This is a genomic window from Devosia sp. P1_H9 (genome assembly GCF_056405135.1).
Genome location: NZ_JBFUCQ010000017.1, coordinates 42709 through 63788, shown reverse-complemented (window position 1 = coordinate 63788; position 21080 = coordinate 42709). Strand labels below are relative to the sequence as shown.

Genomic DNA, 21080 nt, shown 5'->3' with positions numbered 1-21080 from the left:
GGACCGACATCATCTCCGAGCTGCGGCTCGCCGGATGGACCGGCTCGATCGACATCGAAGGCTGGCACGACCCGGTCTATCGCGACGCGCTTGAAATGACCGGACAGGTCCGGGCGCTCAACTATCTCAAGCATAGCCGCGGCGGCGATTTCGTCGACGTCACCGCCCAATACGAGGGCGGAGATCCCTCGCTGCGGCGGGCTGGGTAACGACTGCCCGCCGTCGCCCGGGAGGGGCCGGCGGCGGGATCTTGGACCGCGGAAACGATCCGCATCATGGGAGGATACTATGACGACTCGCAGACTAGCCCTTATCGGCGCGCTGGCCATGGCCGGTGTCTCCACCTTCGCCTTGCCGGCCCTGGCCGAGACCGTGACGCTGAAGATCTGGGGCATCGATGGTGCCAACGGCCCCGGCATCGCTGATACCTTCAGCAAGGAATTCGACGAGGCCAACGACGACATCACCGTCGAATACCGCACGGTGCCGTTCGACGATCTGGTGAACGAGTCGCTGCGTGCCTTTGCCACCGGCCAGGCCCCCGACATCATCGCGGTCGACAATCCCGACTTCGCGCTGTTCTCCTCGCGTGGGGCGTTCCTCGACATCACCGATCGCGTCAAGGCATCGACGGTAATCAAGGACGAGAACTATTTCGCCGGCCCGCTCGCTTCGACCATGTGGGACGGCAAGCAGTACGGCGTGCCCAAGGCCACCAACACGATCGCGCTGTTCTACAACCGCGACCTGTTCAAGAAGGCCGGCATTGCCGAGGCCCCCAAGACCTGGGACGAACTGCTCGAAGATGCGCGCAAGCTCAACGATCCGGCCAACAATGTCTACGGCATCAGCTGGTCTGCTCGTGCGGGCGAAGAGGGCACGTTCCAGTTCCTGCCGTGGATCCAGATGGCCGGCGGCAGCTTCACGCAGGTCAACGTCCCCGGCGCCGTGAAGGCACTCGAAATCTGGAAGACACTGCTCGACGAGAAGCTCGCGTCGCAGGACGTGCTAAGCCAGGGCCAGTGGGACTCCACGGGTACCTTCAACTCGGGCAACGCGGCCATGGCCATCTCCGGTCCGTGGGAAATCAACCGCATGTCGACCGACGCCAAGTTCGACTGGGGTGTGGCCCTACTGCCGACCGAGACCGATGGCGGCGCCCGCTCGTCAGCCATGGGCGATTTCAACTGGGCGATCTTCTCGACCACCAAGCATCCGGATGAGGCGTTCCGCGCCATCGAGTATTTCACCACGCAGGAAGCGCGGCTCTTCCCCGAGTTCGCCAACATCCCGGCCCGCAGCGACATCCCGCTGCCGCCGACCGGCGACGCCAAGAAGGACGAGGCACTGGCCGTGTTCCTCGACCAGCTGAAATACGCGCAGCCGCGCGGTCCGCACCCCGAGTGGCAGAAGATCTCCAAGGCCATCTATGACGCGTTCCAGGCAGCAATGACTGGCCAGATGTCGGCCAAGGACGCGCTCGATCAGGCCCAGGCGACGATCACCGGCATCGTCGGCGGCTAAATCCCTCCTCCCAACTGGACTGCCCGGCTTTCGCGCTGGGCAGTCATTTTCCCGGGAGTCGAGCAAGATGAGGATTGGGCGATGAGTAGCGAGACGATCGCTGATGCGGGAGGCGCGCGGCGCCGGCAAGGGTGGGGCATCCTGAGCGGACTGCGCGATGGCGTGGGGTTCGATATTCTGCTCGTCGGCGCGGCAATGCTGTTTCTGCTTGTGCTCGCCGGCCTGCCGCTCGTCTACAACGTGCTGATGAGCTTCCAGCAGGTGGATATGTTCACCCTGGGGGCGTTGATCCGGCCCTTCGCCGGCTTCGACAACTACATCGCCGTGGTCTCGCAGCCCGAGTTCTGGCTGGTGACCCGCAACACACTGGTCTTCGTCGTCGGCTCGATCACCGGACAGTTCCTGTTCGGCTTCGCCCTCGCCATCTTCTTCGCGCAGAAATTCCCTGGCGCCGCGACCATCCGCGGGCTGTTCCTTGTGTCCTGGGTGATGCCCGGTCTGGTCGTCGGTGCCATCTGGAGCTGGATTCTCGCCGGCGATTTCGGCGTGCTCAACGCCATCCTGAAGTCCATCGGCATCATCGATACGAACATCTTCTGGAAGTCGTCGCCCGACTGGTCGCTCTGGGCGGTGATCATCGCCAATATCTGGCTTGGCCTCGCCTTCAACATGCTGCTGCTCTCAGTGGGTCTCGCCGGCATTCCGCGCGACCTCTACGAAGCCGCCGAACTCGATGGCGCCAACGCCTTTCAGCGCTTCTGGACCATCACGCTGCCGATGATGCGCCCGACCATCGGCGCCGTGCTGTCGCTCGGCCTCATCGGCACGCTGCAGCAGTTCGACCTGTTCCCGGCCATCACCGAGGGGGGGCCGTCCAATTCTTCCACGGTGGCGCAATACTGGGCCTGGCAGATGAGCTTCAAGCTTTACGATTTCGCCCGTGGCGCAACGATCTCGGTGATGATGTTCCTGCTCGTGCTGATCGCATCCATCGTCTACGTGCGCTCCACCCGTCATGAGGTGCGCGGATGACCAACGGTTGGACCAAATGGCTGCTGCTCGCACTCGCCCTTGCGATGGCCGCGATCTACCTCTTCCCGCTCTACTGGATGTATGTGACGAGCCTCAAGACCGGCTCCGAGATCTTCGCCAACCCGCCGACGTTCTGGCCGGCGGCCGCCGATTTCAGCGTCTACCCGGCGGTGTGGCAGCGTCGCACGATGGCGACGTTCCTGTGGAACTCGACGGTGATCGCGGCCGGCGTCACGGCCATCACGGTGATCCTCGGTACCGGGTGCGCCTATGTGCTGGCGCGCTACCGCAACATCTGGATCGACATCGGGCTGTTCTCCATCCTGATGCTGCAGGTGCTGCCCGCCTCGGTGATGATCACGCCGCTGTTCGTCGGCTTCAACCAGCTGGGGCTGCTGTCGCTGCCCCGCACCGCGGTGGTGCTCGCCTCCGCGGCCAAGGCGATGCCGTTCTTCGTCGTTCTCGTTCGTGCCACCTTCATGTCGGTGCCGCGTGAGCTTGAGGAGGCGGCGCTGGTCGATGGCAACTCGCGCTTCGGGGCATTCTTCACCATCGTCCTGCCGCTGGCGCGCAACGGCATCCTGGTCTGCGCCATCCTCACCTTCATGTCGGCGTTCGGCGAGTACATCTATTCGAAGTCGATCATCCAGGACACGGCCCTGCAGCCAGCCAGCGTCGGCCTCTCCGGCTTCGTCGGACCGAACGCCCGCGACTGGAATTCGATCATGGCCTTTGCCGCGATCTACGTGACGCCGATCCTCGCCGTGTTCGTTCTCCTCCAGCGGCGCATCGTCGCCGGCCTTACCTCGGGAGCCCTCAAATGACCGCCCAGATCGAGATGCAGGGCATCGACAAGCACTACGGTGCCTTCCACGCCCTTAGGGGTATCGACCTGACCATCGACAAGGGCGCGTTCGTCGCTCTGGTCGGCCCCTCCGGCTGCGGCAAGTCGACCCTGTTGCGCTCGATCGCGGGGCTGGAAAGCATCAGCGGCGGCACGCTGAAGATCGCCGGCGAGACCATGAACGGCGTCCCGCCGCGCAAGCGCGACGTGGCGATGGTGTTCCAGTCCTACGCGCTCTACCCGCACATGAACGTCGAGGAAAACCTCACCTATTCGCTGCGCCTGCGCGGCGCCAGCAAGGCGGAGGGGCAGGCGAAGGCGGCCGAGGTGGCCACCACCACGGGGCTTTCGGCTCTGCTGGGACGTTTCCCGCGGCAGCTGTCGGGGGGGCAGCGTCAGCGCGTCGCGATGGGCCGCGCCATCATCCGGCACCCCAAGGCCTTCCTGTTCGACGAGCCGCTGAGCAATCTCGACGCGGCGCTGCGCGTCCAGATGCGCAAGGAAATCCGGGCGCTCCACGACCGGCTCGGCGCCACCTCGGTCTACGTCACGCACGACCAGATCGAGGCCATGACCATGGCCGACCATGTCGTGGTGATGCGCGACGGGGTGATCGAGCAGCAGGGCGCGCCGCTCGAGCTCTACGATCGCCCGGCCAACCGGTTCGTCGCCGGCTTCATCGGCTCGCCGGCGATGAACTTCGTCGATGCCGTGGTCGGGGCGGATGGCCGCTCCATCGAACTCGTCAGCTTGGGGGGACAGCGTGTCGCCATCGCCTCGGCGATGGAACCCGGGCGCCAGGTCACTGCCGGGATGCGCCCCGAGCACCTGCACGCCTCCGCGAACCCCGCCGGCATCAAGATGACCGTCGGCACCATCGAGTCTACGGGGTCCATGACGTTCATTTCGTCGCCCAATGACGAACTGACGCTCGTCCAGACCAGCCGGGTGACGGAAAAGCCCGGCGACACCCTCATGCTCGAGATTTCGCCCGAGAACATCCACCTGTTCGATACGGCGAGCGGTCGGCGCCTCTGACCCGCTGAGCGGCTGACGTCCGTACGGTTACCCCAACGCCGCCGGTGTGCGGCTGCCGGCGCCTATGGCGCCAGGGGCCGCTGGCGCGTCATAGGGTCAGGGCTGATCCACATCCTTACTGTATCTGTATCACCGATATACAACCGGACACGCGGACTGCGCGCGGCACGGACGATCAGGATATCGTCATGCGTGATGAAACGCGGTATTAGAGAGGCAGCCTCTGCAGAACGAAGGGGTGAAGGCGCCCATTCGGCGTTTTTCCTCGGCGTTGTGTGCCCTGCGACTGCATTTCCACAGGATGGAGCCGGCAGGCGGGCCGCGAAAGGAGGTGCGTACCGCACCTTTCTGGAAGCTCGTGCCGAGCATATCGCAAGTTCTGATCTACATCAGAAAAATGCGTTGACAACGTAGGTCTCCCGAATACGATGCCCCGCGAAAGTGCTGGAGGGCATTTTCGAACGGAGCGCGGGAGGCGTTTCCGACAAGGGAGGTATTCATGGATAGACGTAGTTTCATGCTGGGCACTGCAGCGGGTACGCTGATGGTGGCCGCTAACGGCCTTGCCCTTGGGCAGGAGGCCGCCGAAGGCACCGCACCAGACCTGGCGCAGTTTCCGCGCAACGAGACGGTGATCGTGCACAACCCGGAAGGCGTGATCCGCAATCCGAGTTGGTTCAATATCTGGGTGAATGGCGGCGGCGGCTGGTCCAACGGCCTGCATCAGCTGACGATGGATACGCTGTGGTTCATCGACCCCGATGCGGGCATCCCGGAAAAGAGCGAAAACGCCATCTACTATTCGCTCGCCGATGGTCCGTGGCAGTACAACGCCGACTTCTCGGAAATGACCGTCAAGCTCCGCCAGGGTATGATGTGGAGCGACGGCGTCGAGTTCACCGCTGACGACGTGGTGTTCACCGTTGAGAAGCAGGCCAGCACGCCGGGCCTCACCTGGAGCGGCGCATTCTCGACGCAGGTCGCCGAAGTCACGGCGCCCGACAAGTACACCGTGCATTTCAAGCTCAAGGCGCCGAACTCGCGCTTCCACGCCGTGTTCTCGGTCCGCTGGAACGCCGCCTGGATCATGCCCAAGCATGTGTTCGAGAAGGTCGATGACATCCTCACCTTCGACAACAATCCGCCGGTGAGCCTCGGGCCCTACACGCTGCACTCGTTCGATCCGAACGGCACCTGGTACATCTGGGAAAAGCGGGCAGACTGGGACAAGACCACTATCGCACTGGTCGGCGAGCCCAAGCCGAAGTTCATCATCTACCGGAACAACATTTCGACGGACAATCGCCTGATCGAGATGCGTAACGGCAACCTCGACATGATCCACGACCTGTCGCCGGAAGGCACGTTCTCGATCATCAAAGAAGACACGCAGACTCAGGGCTGGTTCCCGGGCTTCCCGTATGCCCATCCCGATCCGACCCTGCCGATGATGATCTTCAACCTGCAGAATCCGAAGTTCCAGGACAAGCGCGTGCGCTGGGCCCTGGCATTGATGCTCGATGCACGGGCGATGTCGATGGCGTCCTATCGTGGCGCGGCGACGCTCTCGGCGATCTCGATCCCACCGACCGGCACGCACCCGCGCGACTATCACGGGCCGCTGCAGGACTACCTGATCAACTACGAGCTCGACACCGGCACGCGGAAGATCAAGCCGTACGACCCCACCATCGGCAAGCAGATCGCCGACATGGTCCGGCCGCAGTTCGGCGAGCAGGTGCCGACCGACGAGGAAGCGATCAAGAAGTCGTTCGGTTATGGCTGGTGGAAGCAGGATATTGCGGCGGCGGGCGAACTGCTCACCGCGGCCGGCTTCACCAAGAACGGCAACCAGTGGATTCAGCCGGACGGCCAGCCGTTCGCCTTCTCCGTGATGGTGCCGCAGGAAGGCGTGATCGGGCGTCTCGGCGTCATCGTCGCGCAGACCTGGGCGCAGAACGGGGTTCAGGCTTCGGCCGAAATCGCGACCGACAGCTGGGATCGCCAGGCTGCGGGCAACTACGAGTGCAATATCGCCTGGGCGGTGGAAACCTGGGGCGGTCACCCCGACCTCAGCTTCTTCCTCGACAGCTACCACTCGTCGTTCGTTGCCGAGCCGGGCAAACTGCAGCCGGCCCGCAACTGGATGCGTTGGAAGGATGAGCGGCTCGATGCGATCATCGAGAAGATCCGCGGCATCGACTTCAACGACGCCAAGGGCATCGAGTACGGCCATGAGTTCGTGAAGCTGCATCTCGACGAGATGCCGAACATTCCGATCATGTCCTACAACGTGTTCTCGATCCAATCGAACCGCTTCTGGACCGGTTGGCCGAACGCCGAGAAGCCGTATGCGAACCCGGTGACCAACTGGTCGAACGGCAAGTACATCTTCACGCAGATCTCGCCGGTGGCCGGCTGATCTCCTCCCGGGTGGCCCGGCGCAAGCCGGGTCGCTCCGAGGGGCGTACCAGTCTCGCGCCCCTCACGCTTCTCCCGCCGGCCACCGGCCGGTGGGAGACGCCGCGCATGATTTCGGCGCACATCGTAGTTCGGCAGACCGGTTGAGGAGGCCGTATGCAAGGGTATCTCTGGTTTGTCGGCAAACGCGCGTTGCAACTGCTGGCAGTAGTATTCTTCGGCGTTTCCGCCACGTTCCTGGTGACGCACCTGTCACCGATCAGTCCGGTAGAAGCCGCCCTCGGCCGCATGACGGCCAGATCCAATTTCGCTCCTGACGCCATCGAAGCCATGCGCGCGGCGCTGACCGAGCTCTACGGCGTCAACGAGCCGATCATCACCCAGTATGTCAATTTCTGGCTGCGGCTGTTCCGGGGCGACCTCGGGCCGTCGCTGCTCGCCTTTCCGACGCCGGCGATGGAGCTGGTAATGCGGGCAATGCCGTGGACCGTCGGTCTGCTGGTGGTCGCGATATTGATCACCTTCGCGGTCGGCAACCTGTTGGGCGGGCTCGCCGGCTACATGCAGAACAACAAGTTCTTCAAGGCCTTCGGCATCATCGCCATGGGCTTCCAGCCGATCCCGTACTACATCGTCGCCTTCATCCTCCTCATCATCTTCGGCTTCATCTGGCCGGTGCTGCCGATCTCCGGCGGCTTCGCCATGGACGTGACGCCGGGCTGGAACTGGCGCTTCGTCGGCTCGGTCTTCCAGCATGCGATCCTGCCGGCCCTGTCGCTCGTGCTGGTCGGCTTCGGCGGTTGGTTCCTCGGGATGCGGGCGCTCGTCTCCAATGTTGTCACGGAGGACTACGTGACCTATGCCGAACTGGCTGGCGTCGATCGCCGGACCATCGTTGGCGGCTATGTCATCCGCAACGCGCTGGTGCCGCAGTTGACCGCCCTGGCGATGACGCTTGGTGGCGTGTTCTCGGGTACCGTGATCACCGAGCAGGTGTTCAACTACCCGGGGCTCGGCTCACTGCTGATCGATGCGGTGAATGCCGGTGACTACTCGCTGGTGCTGGCGGTTTCGACGGTGTCGGTCACAGCCGTGGCGCTCGCGATCTTCGTTGTCGATCTGCTTTATCCGCTGCTCGACCCACGCGTACGGGCGGAGTAATCAGCCATGTTTGCCGTTCTCCGCGATCTCATCCGCTACAATATCGAGTTCACTATCGGCATCATCCTCGTGGGGGTGGTGGTGATCTATGCGGCGTTGAGCTTCTTCTCGCCTGTCGATCCTTCGCTGATCTATATGACCATCCCGGACCAGCCGCCCTCGGCGCAGTTCTGGTTCGGCACGAATTCGCGTGGCCAGGACATGTTCTGGCAACTGAGCGCGGCGCTGAGGAACAGCCTCATCTTCGGCATCACCGTGGCGGTGCTGAGCCGCTTCATCTCGATCGCGGTCGGGCTGCTCGCGGGCTATGTCGGGGGGTGGGTCGATCGGGTGCTGATGTTCGTCAATGACATCTTTGTCGCCGTGCCGATCTTTCCGGTCCTCGTGCTGTTCTATTTCGTGCTGCGCAACAATCTCGACAGCTTCACGCTGGCGCTGATCATGGCCTGCTTCGGCTGGCCGTTCGACGCCCGCCTGATCCGCTCGGTGGCGCTGGGGCTGAAGCATCGCGAGTTCACCCGCCACGCCGTATTCGCGGGGATGAGCACGCCGAAGATCCTGCTCGAAGAGCATCTGCCCTATGTGATGCCGATCGTCTTTTCGACCTTCATGAACAACATGCTGTGGTCGATCGGCCTTGAGGTGACGCTCGCCGTGCTCGGCTTTACCAACATCAACAACCCCACCATCGGCACGGTGCTCTACTGGGCCAACAGCCACTCGGCGATGGTGGTGGGTGTCTGGTGGTGGATCGTCATCCCGGTCGTCCTGATCGTCATGACCTTCCTCGGCCTGTTCCTGCTGGCCGTCTCGATGAACGAATACATAGACCCGCGCAGCCGCCTGCGCCGCATGGGAGCCTAAGGCCATGGCAGAGGATATTCTCAAGGTCGACGGCCTCAAGGCCTACTACCAGATGAACTATTTCGGCGTGCAGCGCGAAGTGCGGGCCGTCGACGACATCACCATGACGGTCAAGAAGAACGAGGTCTATGGCATCGCCGGCGAGAGCTCGTCGGGCAAGACCAGCTTCATCAAGGTGCTCGCGGCGGCGATCCGGCCGCCGATGCGGATCGTCTCCGGCTCGGTCAAATACGACTTCAAGGGCAAGCCGGTGGACATCGCGACCGCCACCGATGCCGACATCGAGGCGATACGGTGGAGCCACCTGAGCTACATCATGCAGGGCTCGATGAGCGTGCTGAACCCGGTGCGCCGCATCGGCAAGACCTTCCACGATTTCGCCAGCCGGCCGCTGGGGCTGACCGGCGAGCCGTTCCGCCAGCGCGTCATCGGCCATCTCGAACGGCTGAAGCTGCCGGCCGACGTGCTCAATGCCTATCCGCACGAGCTATCGGGCGGCATGCGGCAGCGCGTCACCATCGGGCTTGCGACGGTGTGCCATCCCGAGTTCATCATCGCCGACGAGCCGACCACGGCGCTCGACGTGGTGGTCCAAAAGGAGGTGCTGAGCCTCATCCGCGACATCCAGAAGGAGATGGGCTCCTCGGTGGTGTTCGTCACCCACGACATGAGCGTCCACGCCAACATGGCCGACCGCGTCGGCATCATCTATGCCGGCCGCCTCGTCGAGGAAGGCCCGACGCGGCAGATGTTCTTTGCCCCCAAGCACCCCTATACGGCGCACCTGGTGGCGAGCCTGCCGCGCATCGGCGACACCACGCAGCGCCCGGCGCTGGAGGGGCGGCCGCCCAACCTCGCCGACCCGCCGAAGGGCTGCCGTTTCCACCCGCGCTGCCCGCTGGCCATCGACATCTGCAAGACCGAGGTGCCGCCGCTCGAGACGGTGGGGCCCGATCACCGGACGGCCTGCTGGCGCTCGGCCGACGTGGAGCCGCTGGTCAAACCGCACGTCGCGCACGAGGTGATGGTATGAGCACGCTGCTCGAAGTCAGCAATGTCAGCAAGCAGTTCACCATGGGTGGGCTGCTGTCGCGCAAGGTCGTCCGCGCCGTCGAGGATGCGAGCCTGTCGCTGAGCGCCGAAAAGCCGGAGATCTTCACAATCATCGGCGAGAGCGGCTCGGGCAAGACGACGCTCGCCCGCATGATCCTCGGGCTGGAACTGCCGTCAACCGGCGAGATCAGCTTTCGGGGCAAGACGGTGAGCCACCGGGTTGGCAGGCGCGAGCGGCTGGAATTCATGGCCAATGTGCAGCCGGTGTTCCAGAACCCGTTCGAGGCGTTCAATCCGCTGAAGCGGATCGACCGCTACCTCGAGTCGACCGCGCGGCGCTTCCTGAAACTCAGTGACCGCGCTGGGCTCGATCGGGCGATGGACGAGGCGCTGCAGAAGGTGGGCCTCAGCCTTGCGGAGGTGAAAGGCCGCTTCCCGCACGAGATGAGCGGGGGCCAGTTGCAGCGCGCCGCCATCGCCCGCGCCTTGATCCCAAATCCGCCGCTGCTGGTGGCGGACGAGCCGGTGTCGATGGTGGACGCGAGCCTTCGCATGAGCATCGTCAACCTGCTCAAGGCCCTGCGCGACGATTTCGGCGTCTCGGTCATCTACATCACCCATGACCTGGCAACCGCCTATTACATCTCCGACCGGCTGATCATCATGCAGCGGGGACGGATCGTGGAAATGGGCGATGCGCGGACCGTGCTGGACAACCCGGAGCACCCGTACTCGCGGCTGCTCAAGGCATCGGTGCTCTCGACCGAGGATGCCGGCGCCGGCAAGCTGGCGACCGATCCGGGCATGGTGAAGCTCGCCAATACGCTGGTGAGCAAGCCTGGGCACCTCCAGAGCCGGCCTGACGGGCGGCTGGTGCGGGTCTACGAGGGGGCGTAGCGCGCCGCCGCTACCAGCAGGGATTTTGACTGTGTCAGGCAGGACCTGGACGGCCGACAACGGCGACGGCACGTTCACCAACCCGCTGTTCTACGAGGAGTTCTCGGACCCCGACATCATCCGGGTCGGTGAGGATTTCTACATGACCGGCACCACCATGCACGCCATGCCGGGACTGCCGATCCTCAAGTCGGCGGACCTCGTCAACTGGGAGCTCCTGTCTTACGTCTTCGACACGCTCGACCTTGGGCCCGAATTCCGGCTCGAGGGCGGAGAGATCTATGGGCAGGGCATCTGGGCGCCGTGCTTTCGCTATCACGACGGCACGTTCTACATCTTCTCGAACGTCAACAAGCGCCGCACCCAGATATTCACCGCCACCGATCCGGCTGGCCCGTGGACGCGGCGGGAGATGCAGCAGTCGCTGCACGATCTCTCGGTGCTGTTCGACGACGACGGACGCGCCTATGTCGTCTGGGGCTATCGCAACCTGCGGCTGGCACTGCTGACGCCGGACCTGACCGACCTGGTCCCCGGCACCGAGACCGAGATCACCGGCGCTGACTCCGACGTGGGCGAGGGGGTGCACTTCTACAAAATCGACGGCAAGTACGTCCTCACCAGCGCCTGGTTCAGCGGCAGCATGCGGATGCCTGGAGCTCGCGCCGACCATGTCTTCGGGCCGTGGGAGATAAATCCCTCGCTGAGCGAGCATGAGGATTTCGGCCTTGTCGAAGGCTATCGGCTGCGCGGCGGCGGCCTGCCTTTCACCGCCACACCGCCATTCGAGCTGATCCCGCCCAACCCCGCGTCGGATGGGCGTATGTCGCTGCATCAGGGCGGCATCGTCGACACCCCTGCGGGCGAGTGGTGGGGCTGGTCCATGATGGACTACAACTCGCTGGGCCGGCTGACCTGCCTGTCGCCGGTGACCTGGCGCGACGGCTGGCCGTATTTCGGGCTGCCCGGCAATCTCGGCCGCACACCACGCACCTGGGTAAAGCCGAAGACCAGCTGCCCGCAGCAACCGAAGGCGCTGTTCGAGCGCAGCGATGATTTCGATGGCCCGGCGTTGCAGCCGATCTGGCAGTGGAACCATGTTCCCGTGCCGGAGAACTGGTCGCTGGCGGAGCGGCCCGGTCACCTGCGGCTCCACACGCTGGCGGCCAATTCGCTCTGGGACGCGCGCAATTCCCTGACGCAGCGGGCTGTCGGACCGATTTCGGTAGCGACCACCAAGCTCGATGGCAGCGGTCTGGAGCAGGGCGACGTGGCGGGGTTGGCGCTGCTCGGCCTGCCGTATCGCTGGGTCGGGCTCAGGCGCAGTGACAAAGGCTGGCGGATCGAGACGTTCGATCGGCAGACGGGCGGGACGATCGTAGCGGCGACCGACGGGCCGATAGTCTGGCTACGCGCCGAGTGCGATTTCCTGACTGAGACGGCGCGGTTCAGCTGGTCGCGGGATGGGGTGCGGTTCGAGTCGCTGGGCGAGCCGGTAGTGATGGTGTTCCAGCTCAAGACCTTCCAGGGCATCCGCTACGCGCTCTTTGCCTACAACGCCGAGCGGCCCGGCGGTTATGCCGATTTCGACAGCATCGAAATCGACGAACCGCACCCGAGAGGATTGATGCGGCCAATCCCGTTCGGCGAGACGATCATCGTTACGGGCCACGGCTCCGACCGGGGGATCGCAATCGAGGCCGGTGCGGTTCGTATGGGCGCTCCAAGCCCGCTGGTCGTGGTCGACCTGGGCCTCGGTCGTGCCGCGCTGAGCCACGGCGGCGGCCACCTGAGCGTCGGTGCCGAGGGCAGCGTCCGTCTCGCTGACGGTCGGGCGGGACTTGCCGAGACTTTCCAATGGATGGAGACGCCGACAGGCGAACTCATCCTGATGTCGGTGGTGACCAATCGCTTCCTGCGCCTCACCGAGAGTGGAGAGGTCAGGGCCGACAGTCCCGGTCCGCGATCGGACGGAGGGGATGGTGTCAGGTTCACGTGGGTCGTCTCCTGACCATCTACGGGCGGCGACGTCGCCGACACCAGGGACGCGAACTGAGCGCATTTCACCTTGTGCAAGCAGCGGATCACGTCGATCATGCGTGACACGATCGCAGGCAGGTGCCCCGCTATGTTGCGCACGTTTCGGTTGATCCCGAGGAGCCCGTCGCCGGTCCCGAGATCCAGCGTTATCCGGGCATGCCTGCGACCATGATGATCACAAAGCGCTGACGGCGATGATGGGCGACCCGGCCAATGGCGAGGCACCCTCCGCGGCATCGGTGCCCCAAAGTATTCGCGCTCGCGTTTCACGCCTGGGCCGTCGTGTCTCGCTGTCCCAGCGCTTCTTTCTCATCGCGCTGTGCGTCGTGGTGGCCGCGATGCTGATCCTGGGGAATTGGACCAGCAACTATGTCAGCGAGAGCATCACCAAGGGAATTGGTGGCACGGCTGCCGCGAGCATCGAAGCGCTGATCTCTCGAAGTCTTGACGGAGTTACGCAGGCGCCAGACCGCCGTACTGCGCTCGAGGCCGCGTTTGCCGTGGGCAACAGCGCCGATGCTACGCGGCTGATACAGATCCGGGTGCGCAACCCGGCAGGCGAGATCCTTTTCGAGTCATTGGGCGACCTTGACGACGTCCCCTCGACACAGGATTTGGCAGCGGCCGCGCTCGGGGTGCTGACAGTGCGGGTGATTGACGTGCCGCTGCAGTCGCTGGGTGCGCTCCCCCGGTCGACCCTGCCGGTGCTGAAGATTTATACCCCGTTGCGGCGGGACGAGACGGCTGAGGTGTTCGGCGTCGCTGAGCTCTACTTCAGCGCGCGAGCCGTTCGAGAACTGCAGGCGCAGGCGCGGTCGGACGTCTGGATCATTGTCGCGTCGATTGGTTTCGTTGCGGTGGGAACACTAGCGCTCCTCGTGCAGGTCACCGGCGACATCATCACCCAGCAACGCCAGCGGCTGGCGGCCAACCTCAGGCAGACACGGAGCCTGCTGGACGAGAACATGGTCCTGCAGGCCGCCTCCGAGAGGCTTCGCGTGGAGGCGAGCCTCGCCAACGAACATGTGCTTGCACAGGTCGGGTCCGATATCCACGACGGACCGGTGCAGCTTCTGACGCTGCTGATCCTGCGGCTGACACGAGCCGATACGAGCGCTCCCGCTGGCTCCGGGGCCGAATTGGCGCGGGAGGCGTTGGAGGAGCTGCGCGGTATATCGGCGGGGCTGGTGTTGCCCGAGCTGGCGAAGCTGGGGCTGGCGGAAACCGTTGCCCTCGCCGCGAAGCGTCACGAAGACCTGACCGGCACTGCGGTCGTCACGAGTGTCGATGTTCCGGATATCACGGCGTCGATCACGGCCAAGGTGTGCGCCTACCGCGTCATACAGCAGGCGCTCAACAACGCGTACCGCCATGGTGGCGGTGTGGACCAGCAGGTTCGCGTCAGTTCGTCCAATGGCTGGTTGCGCATCGAGGTGACCAATCGATCCTCGCGGAAGGATCCTGCTGCCTCTTCGGTCGACCAACTGGGGCTTCGGGCGATGCGATTTCGCGTCGAGTCCCAGGGCGGGAGTCTCGCGGCGGACTTCGAAGGGGAGCACGCCCGGATCGACGCCAGGATACCGATCGACGCGGGCAAGCCTCAGGCGTCGTCGTTCTGGAGCGGCATTTCCAGTTCATAGGGCGCCCGCAACCGCTGCACGGCCAGGACGACTTCGAGGCGGCTCTTCACCTTCAGCTTGTACATCAGGTTGGTCATGTAGTGCTTGACCGTCTTCTCGGTCAGGTTGAGCGTCCGGGCGATTTCCTTGTTGCTCTTGGCCTCCAGCAGGCACTGCACCAGTTGCTGCTCCCGCGGGCTGAGCTTGGCGGCGGAGCGCTCGTCCTCGCGCCGGGTGCGATTGCGAAATCCAGCAATCAGCTTGGGCGAGAAGTCGGGCGATACGAACAATCCCCCCTTGGTCACTGTCTCAATAGCCGCGAACAGATCCTCCGACGGACGGCCCTTGAGCACGAATGCATGAGCCCCGGCGTCGAGCGCCTGAAGCGCCAGATCGACGTCCGCGTAGGCGGTGAAGATGATCATCTTGGTCGCTGGTGACAGTTCGCCGATCGTGCGGATCGCAGCATAGACGTCGCCCGGCATGCTCAGATCGAGGGTCATGAGATCAGGCTGCATCAGCCGCGCGACCTCGACGGCACCGTCGGCAGACGACTCCGTACCCACAACGGAGAAGCCGCCATCTGCCGAAAACAGGGCCGCGATGCCCGTGAGCAGAGTGGGGTGATCGTCAACGAAGGCGATCCGCATCGGAGACGAGGTCGGTGCCTGAGGGGCGTCAACCGTCATTTGTTCTTGCCGTTCCCGTTTCCGTTTCCGTTTTCGTTGCCACCGCCATTGTCACCCCCGTTGCCGCCGCCGTTACCACCGCCGTTTCCACCGCCGTTTCCACCGCCATTGCCGTTTCCGCCACCGGCGTTTCCGTCTCCGTTCGCGTTGCCACCGGCATTTTCACCCCCGTTGCCGCCGGCGTGGCTGTTTGCGCTGTTGCCCGCCGGCTTACCGACGACCTCGGTGAGCGTTACCTCATCGCCAGCCGCCAGGGTCTGCCTGGCGCCGGTGGCGTTGTCCGAGACGATCGCAACGCCGATGGTGACCACAACTTCTCCCTCATCTCCGAAGACCGTCAGGCGCGACTGTCCCGGTCCCATTTCTATCGTCATGCTGGCGGTTTGCAGCAGCATCGTCTCACCAGGCCCGAGCCGGGCATCGACAGCAACCGTGCCGGCGAACTGAGTGACCCTCGTCAGGCGGCCTGTGGACTGCTCGATCTGTACGGCGGTGTCTGGCCCGAGGCTGAGCGTGACCTCCTCGCTGGTCAGTTCGACCCGTCCGCTCTGCAAGGTGCGTACTGGCGTATCGGCCAGGACATCGGAGCCAACCGGCAGCTCTGCCCATTGCCCCTGCTGGAACAGGATCACCGTGCCGGTGACCTTGGCAGTGATCCAGGCGGCCGCTGCGAAGGTGGGGCTGGCCAGCAACGACAAGGCAAGGGCGAGCCCAAGGCCGGCCGCTGCGCGGCGAACGCGCCCGGCAAAAAAGTCCTGACGATCCAATGAATTCAGCACGGCTTGTCAGATCCTGGCTAAGACCTCGGTCGACGATAACAGCCGCGCTTGTCTGAATAGCATAGCAGGCCCGATCCGGTCGTGTCACGACACGGCGCTGTGCTTTCTCTCGATTTGCCCGATGCGGATGGCTTCGCCGTCTCTCACCGGCCGGTGAGACTGGTCGCGAGCCCGGGACCTGTGTCAACACTGCAGCAATTGAGCGTTAGGGTGCGGCCGGATCGGACAAGGCGTGGTGCTGGCGCAACGTGGTGATCGTCGCCGACACCGATGCTTCGTCGGTCATCGTGAGCGTGAACTCGCGATCGGTGGCCGACCGTCCCATGCTGACGCCCGGATTGCGGAACCGCATGGAGCTGTCGACCACCCGGGGAGCCGCGAAGTGCAGCTCGTCGGCGCGGGTCCGCTGGTAAACCTCGGCGATGTTGGTGCGGTTAAGCCCGCCGCAGGCCATCACGAGGATGCGGCCGCGCGCTGCCTTCACCGTGCGGGCCAGGGTTTCGATGCCGTCGAGCGCGGACTTGTGCTGGCCGCTGGTGAGGACTCTGTCGACCCCGCACCGCACCAGGGCTTCGATCGCTTCCTCGCAATCGCGCGTCATGTCGAACGCCCGGTGGTGGGTGACCTGCATCGGTCGTGCCAGTTCGACCGCCTTGCGGGTGCGGACCTCGTCGATGGTACCCTCGGCGGTGAGGAAGCCGATGACGACCCCGGCGACGCCCATTTGCTTCAGCTCGGCGATGTCGGCGAGGATCGCCTCGAACTCGATCTCCGAATAGAGAAAGTCCCCGCCGCGCGGCCGGACCATCACGAAGAACGGGATCGTCGCCACCTGCTGGGCGGCCCGAACCATGCCCATGCTGGGCGTCAGCCCGCCTTCGATGAGGCTGGCGCAGAGTTCGACCCGGTCGGCACCGCCGTTCTGCGCCGCAACCAGCCCATCGGCCCCTTCGACCGCGATCTCGACCAGCACAGACATCACACGCTTCCTTTTCTTGCCGATGGAACCGCCAGCGGCGACCAGTCGAAATTGGTATCGAACGGGTAGGTCTTGCGGGCCTTGCGCAGCCGCGGCAGGCGCTCGACGAACTGGTCGACGACACCCGGGGACAGGGCCATCAGGCTTGGATTGGCGATGGGCGCCAGTTCCGGCGAGAGATAGCCCGACTTGACCACGACGATCTTCGCCGCGCGGGGATCGAGCCCGAGACGGGTGAAGTCGGCGATGTTGTGGAACGGCCGGCGCCGAGCGGTGACCACCAGATCGACGCCGTCGATGCGGAGCACGGCCTCGCGCAAGCGCGGCTCGGGCGCGTCGAGCAGGAAGACCACGTCGGCTTGCAGCTGTACCGGGTGGCTGGCGGCGTCGAGGCTCCCGCCAATGCTGAGCGACAGGTGGGAGCCGACGCCCGCCGCATAGGCGAGTTCGGTAGCCATCCGGTCGGCGATGCCGGCAAAGATGGCGCCTTGGGCGCCCTGGTGCAGCAATTCGGCGAGGACGTCGGCCCGATCGCCGACGCCGCCGCCTGTCGGGTTGTCGCCCGATTCTGCGATGATCGCCGGACTGGTCTCCGACGCGATGGCGAGGGTGACGCATTCGTCGATGCTGCCGGTACGGGTGCCGAAGACGAACTTTTCGCGCGCGTTCCAGTAGTCGCCGGCTAGCGCCTCGGCGGCCCGGCGAAGTGCCGGCAGGTTGGTGCCGGTCATGATCGCAGCTGCGGTGGCGCGCGGTTCGTCGGCCCAGACGTAGCCGACCATCAGCGAAGCGTCCCAGATGACGGCCTCGGCTTCGATGGCGGAGAGCCCGGCGTAGAGGCTTCTCGCCGGCTCGTCCTCGGTGCTGGTCCGCTCGCCCGGGAGGACGACGGGAACGGGGGCCCAGACGATGAAGGGTCTTTCGCCGGTGGTGAGGCTGCGCACCAGCATGGCAACTGCACGGCGCATCGTCTCCTCGACGTCGATGTGCGGCGCCGTGCGGTAGGTGGAGAAGATGTCGAGTGCGTCGATGATGCGCTGGCTGACGTTGCCGTGGAGATCGTAGCTCGCGGCGATCGGGACATCGGGGCCAACCAGCGCGCGAACGGCGGTGATGAAGTCGCCCTCGGCGTCCTCCATGCCCTCGACGAACATCGCGCCATGCATGGCGAGGTAGACGCCGTCGAGGGCGCCGGCCGCGGCGATGCCGGCGAGGATTTCCGCCTTGAACGCTTCGTAGGTCTGTCGTTCGACCGGGCCGCCGGCGATGGCCCGGGCGTGGAGCGTTGGGACAAAGTCGGCGTCATAGTCCTTGAGGAAGGCGAAGTATGCATCGTCGGTGAGGGCCTGTCCTCGGAGGATGCGGAACTCCGCCTCATGGACGAGCACCGGGTTGTAGGTGCTGCACTCGGTGTGGATCCCTCCAACGACGATGCGCATCAGGCCTCTCCCTGTGCGATGGCCGTGGGCGCGGTGGTGGTGCGGCTGAGGCGTCCGGAGAGCACGAGGCTCACTGCGAGGATCGGCAACAGCGCGGCGATGCCGACGCGCAGGTCGACATGCTGGCCGATGAAGCCGATCAGCGGCGGGCCGACAAGGAAGCCGAGCAGCGCGATGAAGGAGAGCGTCGCCACGTTGGTGGATGAGCGGGCGGGGTCGAGGTCCGCGGCCGCGGTCACCGCCAAGGGGAACGCTACGGAGGCGCCGAGGCCGACGACGGCGAAGCCGAGAAGGGCGACCGGCAGGCCGGGCGCGAGGATGAGGATGACGATCCCGACCAAGGCGAGAACCACGCTGCCGCGGGCCAGGGTTGCGGCGCCAAGCCTCGACTTCGCCCAGTCGCCACCGAACCGGCCGGCCGCGACGAAGAGGGCGAAGACCGAGTAGCCGATACCGGCCTCGCCGCCGACACCCAGCACTTCGCGCAGGAACACGGCGGACCAGTCGGCCATGGCGCCCTCGGTCATGGTGACGCCGAAGACGAAGAAACACACGCCGAGCAAGGCCCAGCCCGGCAGGCGGGACCCGGTGAGCCGTCGCGTGCCGGAGGCTGATGGGGTGGCGGTCGCATCGGGTCCGAAATCCGGCACGAGCCGGCCGGCCACCGGACCGACCACGAACGTTGCGACGGCGACCGACAGGATGGCCCAGCGCGCCTCGATGCCGGCGGCGGCAAGCGCGGAGCCGATGATGCTGCCGGTCATGATCCCGAGCGACCAGAAGCCGTGTGCCTTGCTCATGATCAGGCGGCCCGTCGCCTTCTCGACCTTATCGGCTTCGACATTGAGCCCGAGTTCGACGAACGAGATGGTCGAGCCGCAGAGCATCAGCGCGACGAACAGCAACACGGGGTTCGGCGCAAATCCGGGCAGGCTCACGGCAATGGCGTAGAGCGCAAAGCCGAACATGATCGCAGCCCTGGCCCCTATGCGGCCGACCAGCGGGCCGGCAAACGGCAGGGTCAGCAGAGTGCCGGCCGGCAGCCCAAGCAGCACCATTGCAAGGCCGGCCGGGCCGAGGCCCAGCGCCTGCTGCACATCGGGTATGCGCGGCAACCAGCTGCCGAAGGCAATCGGCTGCAGGAAGAACACGAGCATGGTCAGGCGCTGTGGGGTTAGGCGTGCCATTGGGCTCAGACGCTCCCGGAGGTCATCCGGGTGATCTGCCGGATGTCATTGATTTTCATCGGCGACTTGCTTGACGTCTGTCAATAGGCAAGTCCAACTGGATACCAATTCCCCAGGACCGGGTACGTACCGCAGGTAGCATGGAACAAACGTTCTGCCCAATTCCAAGGCAAAATAGGCCGAAATCGAGCAAATTGCAGCGAATCATGGAATATGTGTGCGGTCTAGATTGGTATTGAAATCGCTACGTCACCGTGTTGACATGTGGCCGCTGATCTGGTCACGATGTAAATAGTTTACAGCCGTTCAACGTTGAGCGGCCAACCTGGGGGCAGGGGCGGGTAATGAGGGTTGGAATTGTTGGCCTGGGCTATCGGCTGGCATACCTGGCGCGGGTGTTCTCCGCGCAGCATCCCGATTTTTCCGTGGTCGGCCATGTCGACCCCCAGCCGGCAGGGCTGCCCTACACCGAGGAGCACGGCGTTCCGGTCGGTAAGTCGTACGCCTCGCTCGAAGACATGCTGGATGGCGAGACGCTCGACCTGCTGATGGTCGGATCGCCCAACCACATGCATCTCGACCATATCCGCATCGGGCTCGAGCGCGGGCTGAAGATCTTCACCGAGAAGCCGGTCGTGGCGACTGTCGACGATACCCTGGCGCTGGCGCGCCTGATTGCCGCCCACGACAAGGACCAGGTGATGGTCGGGCTGGTGCTGCGCTATGCGCCACTTTATGTCGATCTGCGCAAGGCGCAGGCCGATGGGCTTCTGGGCGATATCGTCTCGATCGAGGCGTCGGAGCACATTCCGCCCTATCACGGCGCCTTCTTCATGCGAGACTGGCGCCGCTACGAGCACTATTCGGGCAGCTTCATGCTCGAGAAATGCTGCCACGACCTCGATCTCTACAATGGCGTGATGGGCTGCCGCCCGCGCTATGTCTCGAGCTTCGGCGGGCGCAAGACGTTCATCCCGAAGAACGCACCGCAGGCGACGGGGATCAACGACCTCGAGGTCTATTATCGCAAGCCGAGCGGCTGGATGGGCACCGACAAGGTGTTCGACAGCGACGGCGACATCATCGATTTCCAGACCGCCATCGTCGAATACGAGAACGGCTCGTCGCTCGCTTTCCACACCAATCTCAGCGTTCCCGACGACTTCCGCCGCTTTGCGGTGATGGGCGCCAAGGGCATGGCCGAGGGCGATTTCGTGCGCAACTTCTTCAAGGTCCACGACTCGCGGACGTCCAGCAAGCTGGTCGACAAGACGTACACCGGGACTGACCTGTCGGTGCATTACGGCGCCGACGAGCAGATGGCGACCGACATCACGACGCACATACTCGAGGGCACCCCGCTGCCGGTCTCGGTGGTCGATGCGCTGGAGGCGGGGCTGCTGGCGCTCACGATGGATGAGGCACGCCGAACCCGATCGGTGATCGACATGAACCCGATCTGGCAGCGTTTCGATGCCGCGCTCGCGGGCCGAGTGAGCTAGGAGGCAAGGGCG

17 protein-coding genes and 1 pseudogene are annotated in these 21080 nt (G+C 64.6%); 13 read left to right on the top strand and 5 right to left on the bottom strand.

The features are described from left to right. The 12 genes and pseudogenes from AC1DYL_RS22020 to AC1DYL_RS21965 all read left to right on the top strand — a co-directional run. Positions 1–209: pseudogene (locus AC1DYL_RS22020) on the top strand (sugar phosphate isomerase/epimerase); the annotation flags it as partial. A gap of 79 nt (positions 210–288) precedes the next feature. Continuing rightward, positions 289–1524 (top strand): ABC transporter substrate-binding protein, encoded by a 1236-nt coding sequence (locus tag AC1DYL_RS22015; RefSeq protein ID WP_477158853.1) that lies wholly within the window; start codon positions 289–291, stop codon positions 1522–1524. Positions 1525–1605: 81 nt separating this feature from the next. Then, positions 1606–2556: a carbohydrate ABC transporter permease gene (locus tag AC1DYL_RS22010; protein ID WP_477174784.1), complete on the top strand. Its 951-nt coding sequence runs from the start codon at positions 1606–1608 to the stop codon at positions 2554–2556. Then, positions 2553–3380 (top strand): carbohydrate ABC transporter permease, encoded by an 828-nt coding sequence (locus AC1DYL_RS22005; protein ID WP_477174783.1) that lies wholly within the window; start codon positions 2553–2555, stop codon positions 3378–3380. The genes AC1DYL_RS22010 and AC1DYL_RS22005 overlap by 4 nt, the downstream gene beginning before the upstream one ends. Continuing rightward, positions 3377–4438, top strand: coding sequence for an ABC transporter ATP-binding protein (locus tag AC1DYL_RS22000; RefSeq protein WP_477158855.1), 1062 nt, complete (start codon positions 3377–3379; stop codon positions 4436–4438). Before AC1DYL_RS22005 ends, AC1DYL_RS22000 begins: the two co-directional genes overlap by 4 nt. A 544-nt stretch (positions 4439–4982) precedes the next feature. Beyond that, the gene (locus AC1DYL_RS21995) at positions 4983–6860 is read left to right on the top strand and encodes an ABC transporter substrate-binding protein (protein ID WP_477152148.1); all 1878 of its coding nucleotides are present in this window, start codon (positions 4983–4985) and stop codon (positions 6858–6860) included. Positions 6861–7015: 155 nt separating this feature from the next. Next, complete coding sequence (locus AC1DYL_RS21990; protein ID WP_477152103.1) at positions 7016–8020, top strand: ABC transporter permease; 1005 nt, start codon at positions 7016–7018, stop codon at positions 8018–8020. A 6-nt stretch (positions 8021–8026) separates the two neighbouring features. Next, entirely contained in the window at positions 8027–8884 is an 858-nt protein-coding gene (locus AC1DYL_RS21985) for an ABC transporter permease (RefSeq protein ID WP_477152104.1), read from the top strand. A 4-nt stretch (positions 8885–8888) separates the two neighbouring features. Then, a complete protein-coding gene (locus AC1DYL_RS21980; RefSeq protein ID WP_477174782.1) occupies positions 8889–9917 on the top strand; it encodes an ABC transporter ATP-binding protein in 1029 nt (342 codons plus the stop codon). Beyond that, positions 9914–10834: an ABC transporter ATP-binding protein gene (locus AC1DYL_RS21975; RefSeq protein ID WP_477174781.1), complete on the top strand. Its 921-nt coding sequence runs from the start codon at positions 9914–9916 to the stop codon at positions 10832–10834. The genes AC1DYL_RS21980 and AC1DYL_RS21975 overlap by 4 nt, the downstream gene beginning before the upstream one ends. A gap of 31 nt (positions 10835–10865) precedes the next feature. Next, positions 10866–12845 carry a glycoside hydrolase family 43 protein gene (locus AC1DYL_RS21970; RefSeq protein WP_477174780.1) on the top strand — a complete coding sequence of 660 codons (1980 nt, stop codon included), beginning with the start codon at positions 10866–10868 and terminating at the stop codon, positions 12843–12845. Positions 12846–13071: 226 nt separating this feature from the next. Beyond that, positions 13072–14514 carry a sensor histidine kinase gene (locus AC1DYL_RS21965; protein ID WP_477174779.1) on the top strand — a complete coding sequence of 481 codons (1443 nt, stop codon included), beginning with the start codon at positions 13072–13074 and terminating at the stop codon, positions 14512–14514. Here the strand turns inward: AC1DYL_RS21965 and AC1DYL_RS21960 are convergent. The 5 genes from AC1DYL_RS21960 to AC1DYL_RS21940 form a co-directional block, all read right to left on the bottom strand. Then, positions 14475–15182 carry a response regulator gene (locus AC1DYL_RS21960; protein WP_477152109.1) on the bottom strand — a complete coding sequence of 236 codons (708 nt, stop codon included), beginning with the start codon at positions 15180–15182 and terminating at the stop codon, positions 14475–14477. The two genes, AC1DYL_RS21965 and AC1DYL_RS21960, sit on opposite strands and share 40 nt — an antisense overlap. Then, positions 15179–15961: a FecR family protein gene (locus AC1DYL_RS21955; protein ID WP_477174778.1), complete on the bottom strand. Its 783-nt coding sequence runs from the start codon at positions 15959–15961 to the stop codon at positions 15179–15181. The genes AC1DYL_RS21960 and AC1DYL_RS21955 overlap by 4 nt, the downstream gene beginning before the upstream one ends. A 205-nt stretch (positions 15962–16166) precedes the next feature. Next, positions 16167–16940, bottom strand: a complete 774-nt coding sequence (locus AC1DYL_RS21950; protein WP_477174777.1) for a copper homeostasis protein CutC — start codon at positions 16938–16940, stop codon at positions 16167–16169. Further along, positions 16940–18379, bottom strand: coding sequence for a M81 family metallopeptidase (locus AC1DYL_RS21945; protein WP_477174776.1), 1440 nt, complete (start codon positions 18377–18379; stop codon positions 16940–16942). The genes AC1DYL_RS21950 and AC1DYL_RS21945 overlap by 1 nt, the downstream gene beginning before the upstream one ends. Further along, positions 18379–19566: an MFS transporter gene (locus tag AC1DYL_RS21940; RefSeq protein ID WP_477174775.1), complete on the bottom strand. Its 1188-nt coding sequence runs from the start codon at positions 19564–19566 to the stop codon at positions 18379–18381. The genes AC1DYL_RS21945 and AC1DYL_RS21940 overlap by 1 nt, the downstream gene beginning before the upstream one ends. A gap of 344 nt (positions 19567–19910) precedes the next feature. Between AC1DYL_RS21940 and AC1DYL_RS21935 the strand changes: the two genes are divergently transcribed. Continuing rightward, positions 19911–21068, top strand: a complete 1158-nt coding sequence (locus AC1DYL_RS21935) for a Gfo/Idh/MocA family protein (RefSeq protein WP_477174774.1) — start codon at positions 19911–19913, stop codon at positions 21066–21068. The last annotated feature ends 12 nt before the right edge of the window (positions 21069–21080 follow it).

What these genes read in the sequence shown, in the direction of transcription:
- AC1DYL_RS21945 (WP_477174776.1), bottom strand. Translation starts at nt 18,379, where the DNA reads ATGCGCATCGTCGTTGGAGGGATCCACACCGAGTGCAGCACCTACAAC.
- AC1DYL_RS22015 (WP_477158853.1), top strand. Translation starts at nt 289, where the DNA reads ATGACGACTCGCAGACTAGCCCTTATCGGCGCGCTGGCCATGGCCGGT.
- AC1DYL_RS21980 (WP_477174782.1), top strand. Translation starts at nt 8,889, where the DNA reads ATGGCAGAGGATATTCTCAAGGTCGACGGCCTCAAGGCCTACTACCAG.
- AC1DYL_RS21960 (WP_477152109.1), bottom strand. Translation starts at nt 15,182, where the DNA reads ATGACGGTTGACGCCCCTCAGGCACCGACCTCGTCTCCGATGCGGATC.
- AC1DYL_RS22000 (WP_477158855.1), top strand. Translation starts at nt 3,377, where the DNA reads ATGACCGCCCAGATCGAGATGCAGGGCATCGACAAGCACTACGGTGCC.
- AC1DYL_RS21975 (WP_477174781.1), top strand. Translation starts at nt 9,914, where the DNA reads ATGAGCACGCTGCTCGAAGTCAGCAATGTCAGCAAGCAGTTCACCATG.
- AC1DYL_RS21985 (WP_477152104.1), top strand. Translation starts at nt 8,027, where the DNA reads ATGTTTGCCGTTCTCCGCGATCTCATCCGCTACAATATCGAGTTCACT.
- AC1DYL_RS21940 (WP_477174775.1), bottom strand. Translation starts at nt 19,566, where the DNA reads ATGGCACGCCTAACCCCACAGCGCCTGACCATGCTCGTGTTCTTCCTG.
- AC1DYL_RS21950 (WP_477174777.1), bottom strand. Translation starts at nt 16,940, where the DNA reads ATGTCTGTGCTGGTCGAGATCGCGGTCGAAGGGGCCGATGGGCTGGTT.
- AC1DYL_RS22010 (WP_477174784.1), top strand. Translation starts at nt 1,606, where the DNA reads ATGAGTAGCGAGACGATCGCTGATGCGGGAGGCGCGCGGCGCCGGCAA.
- AC1DYL_RS21990 (WP_477152103.1), top strand. Translation starts at nt 7,016, where the DNA reads ATGCAAGGGTATCTCTGGTTTGTCGGCAAACGCGCGTTGCAACTGCTG.
- AC1DYL_RS21935 (WP_477174774.1), top strand. Translation starts at nt 19,911, where the DNA reads ATGAGGGTTGGAATTGTTGGCCTGGGCTATCGGCTGGCATACCTGGCG.
- AC1DYL_RS22005 (WP_477174783.1), top strand. Translation starts at nt 2,553, where the DNA reads ATGACCAACGGTTGGACCAAATGGCTGCTGCTCGCACTCGCCCTTGCG.
- AC1DYL_RS21965 (WP_477174779.1), top strand. Translation starts at nt 13,072, where the DNA reads ATGGGCGACCCGGCCAATGGCGAGGCACCCTCCGCGGCATCGGTGCCC.
- AC1DYL_RS21995 (WP_477152148.1), top strand. Translation starts at nt 4,983, where the DNA reads ATGGTGGCCGCTAACGGCCTTGCCCTTGGGCAGGAGGCCGCCGAAGGC.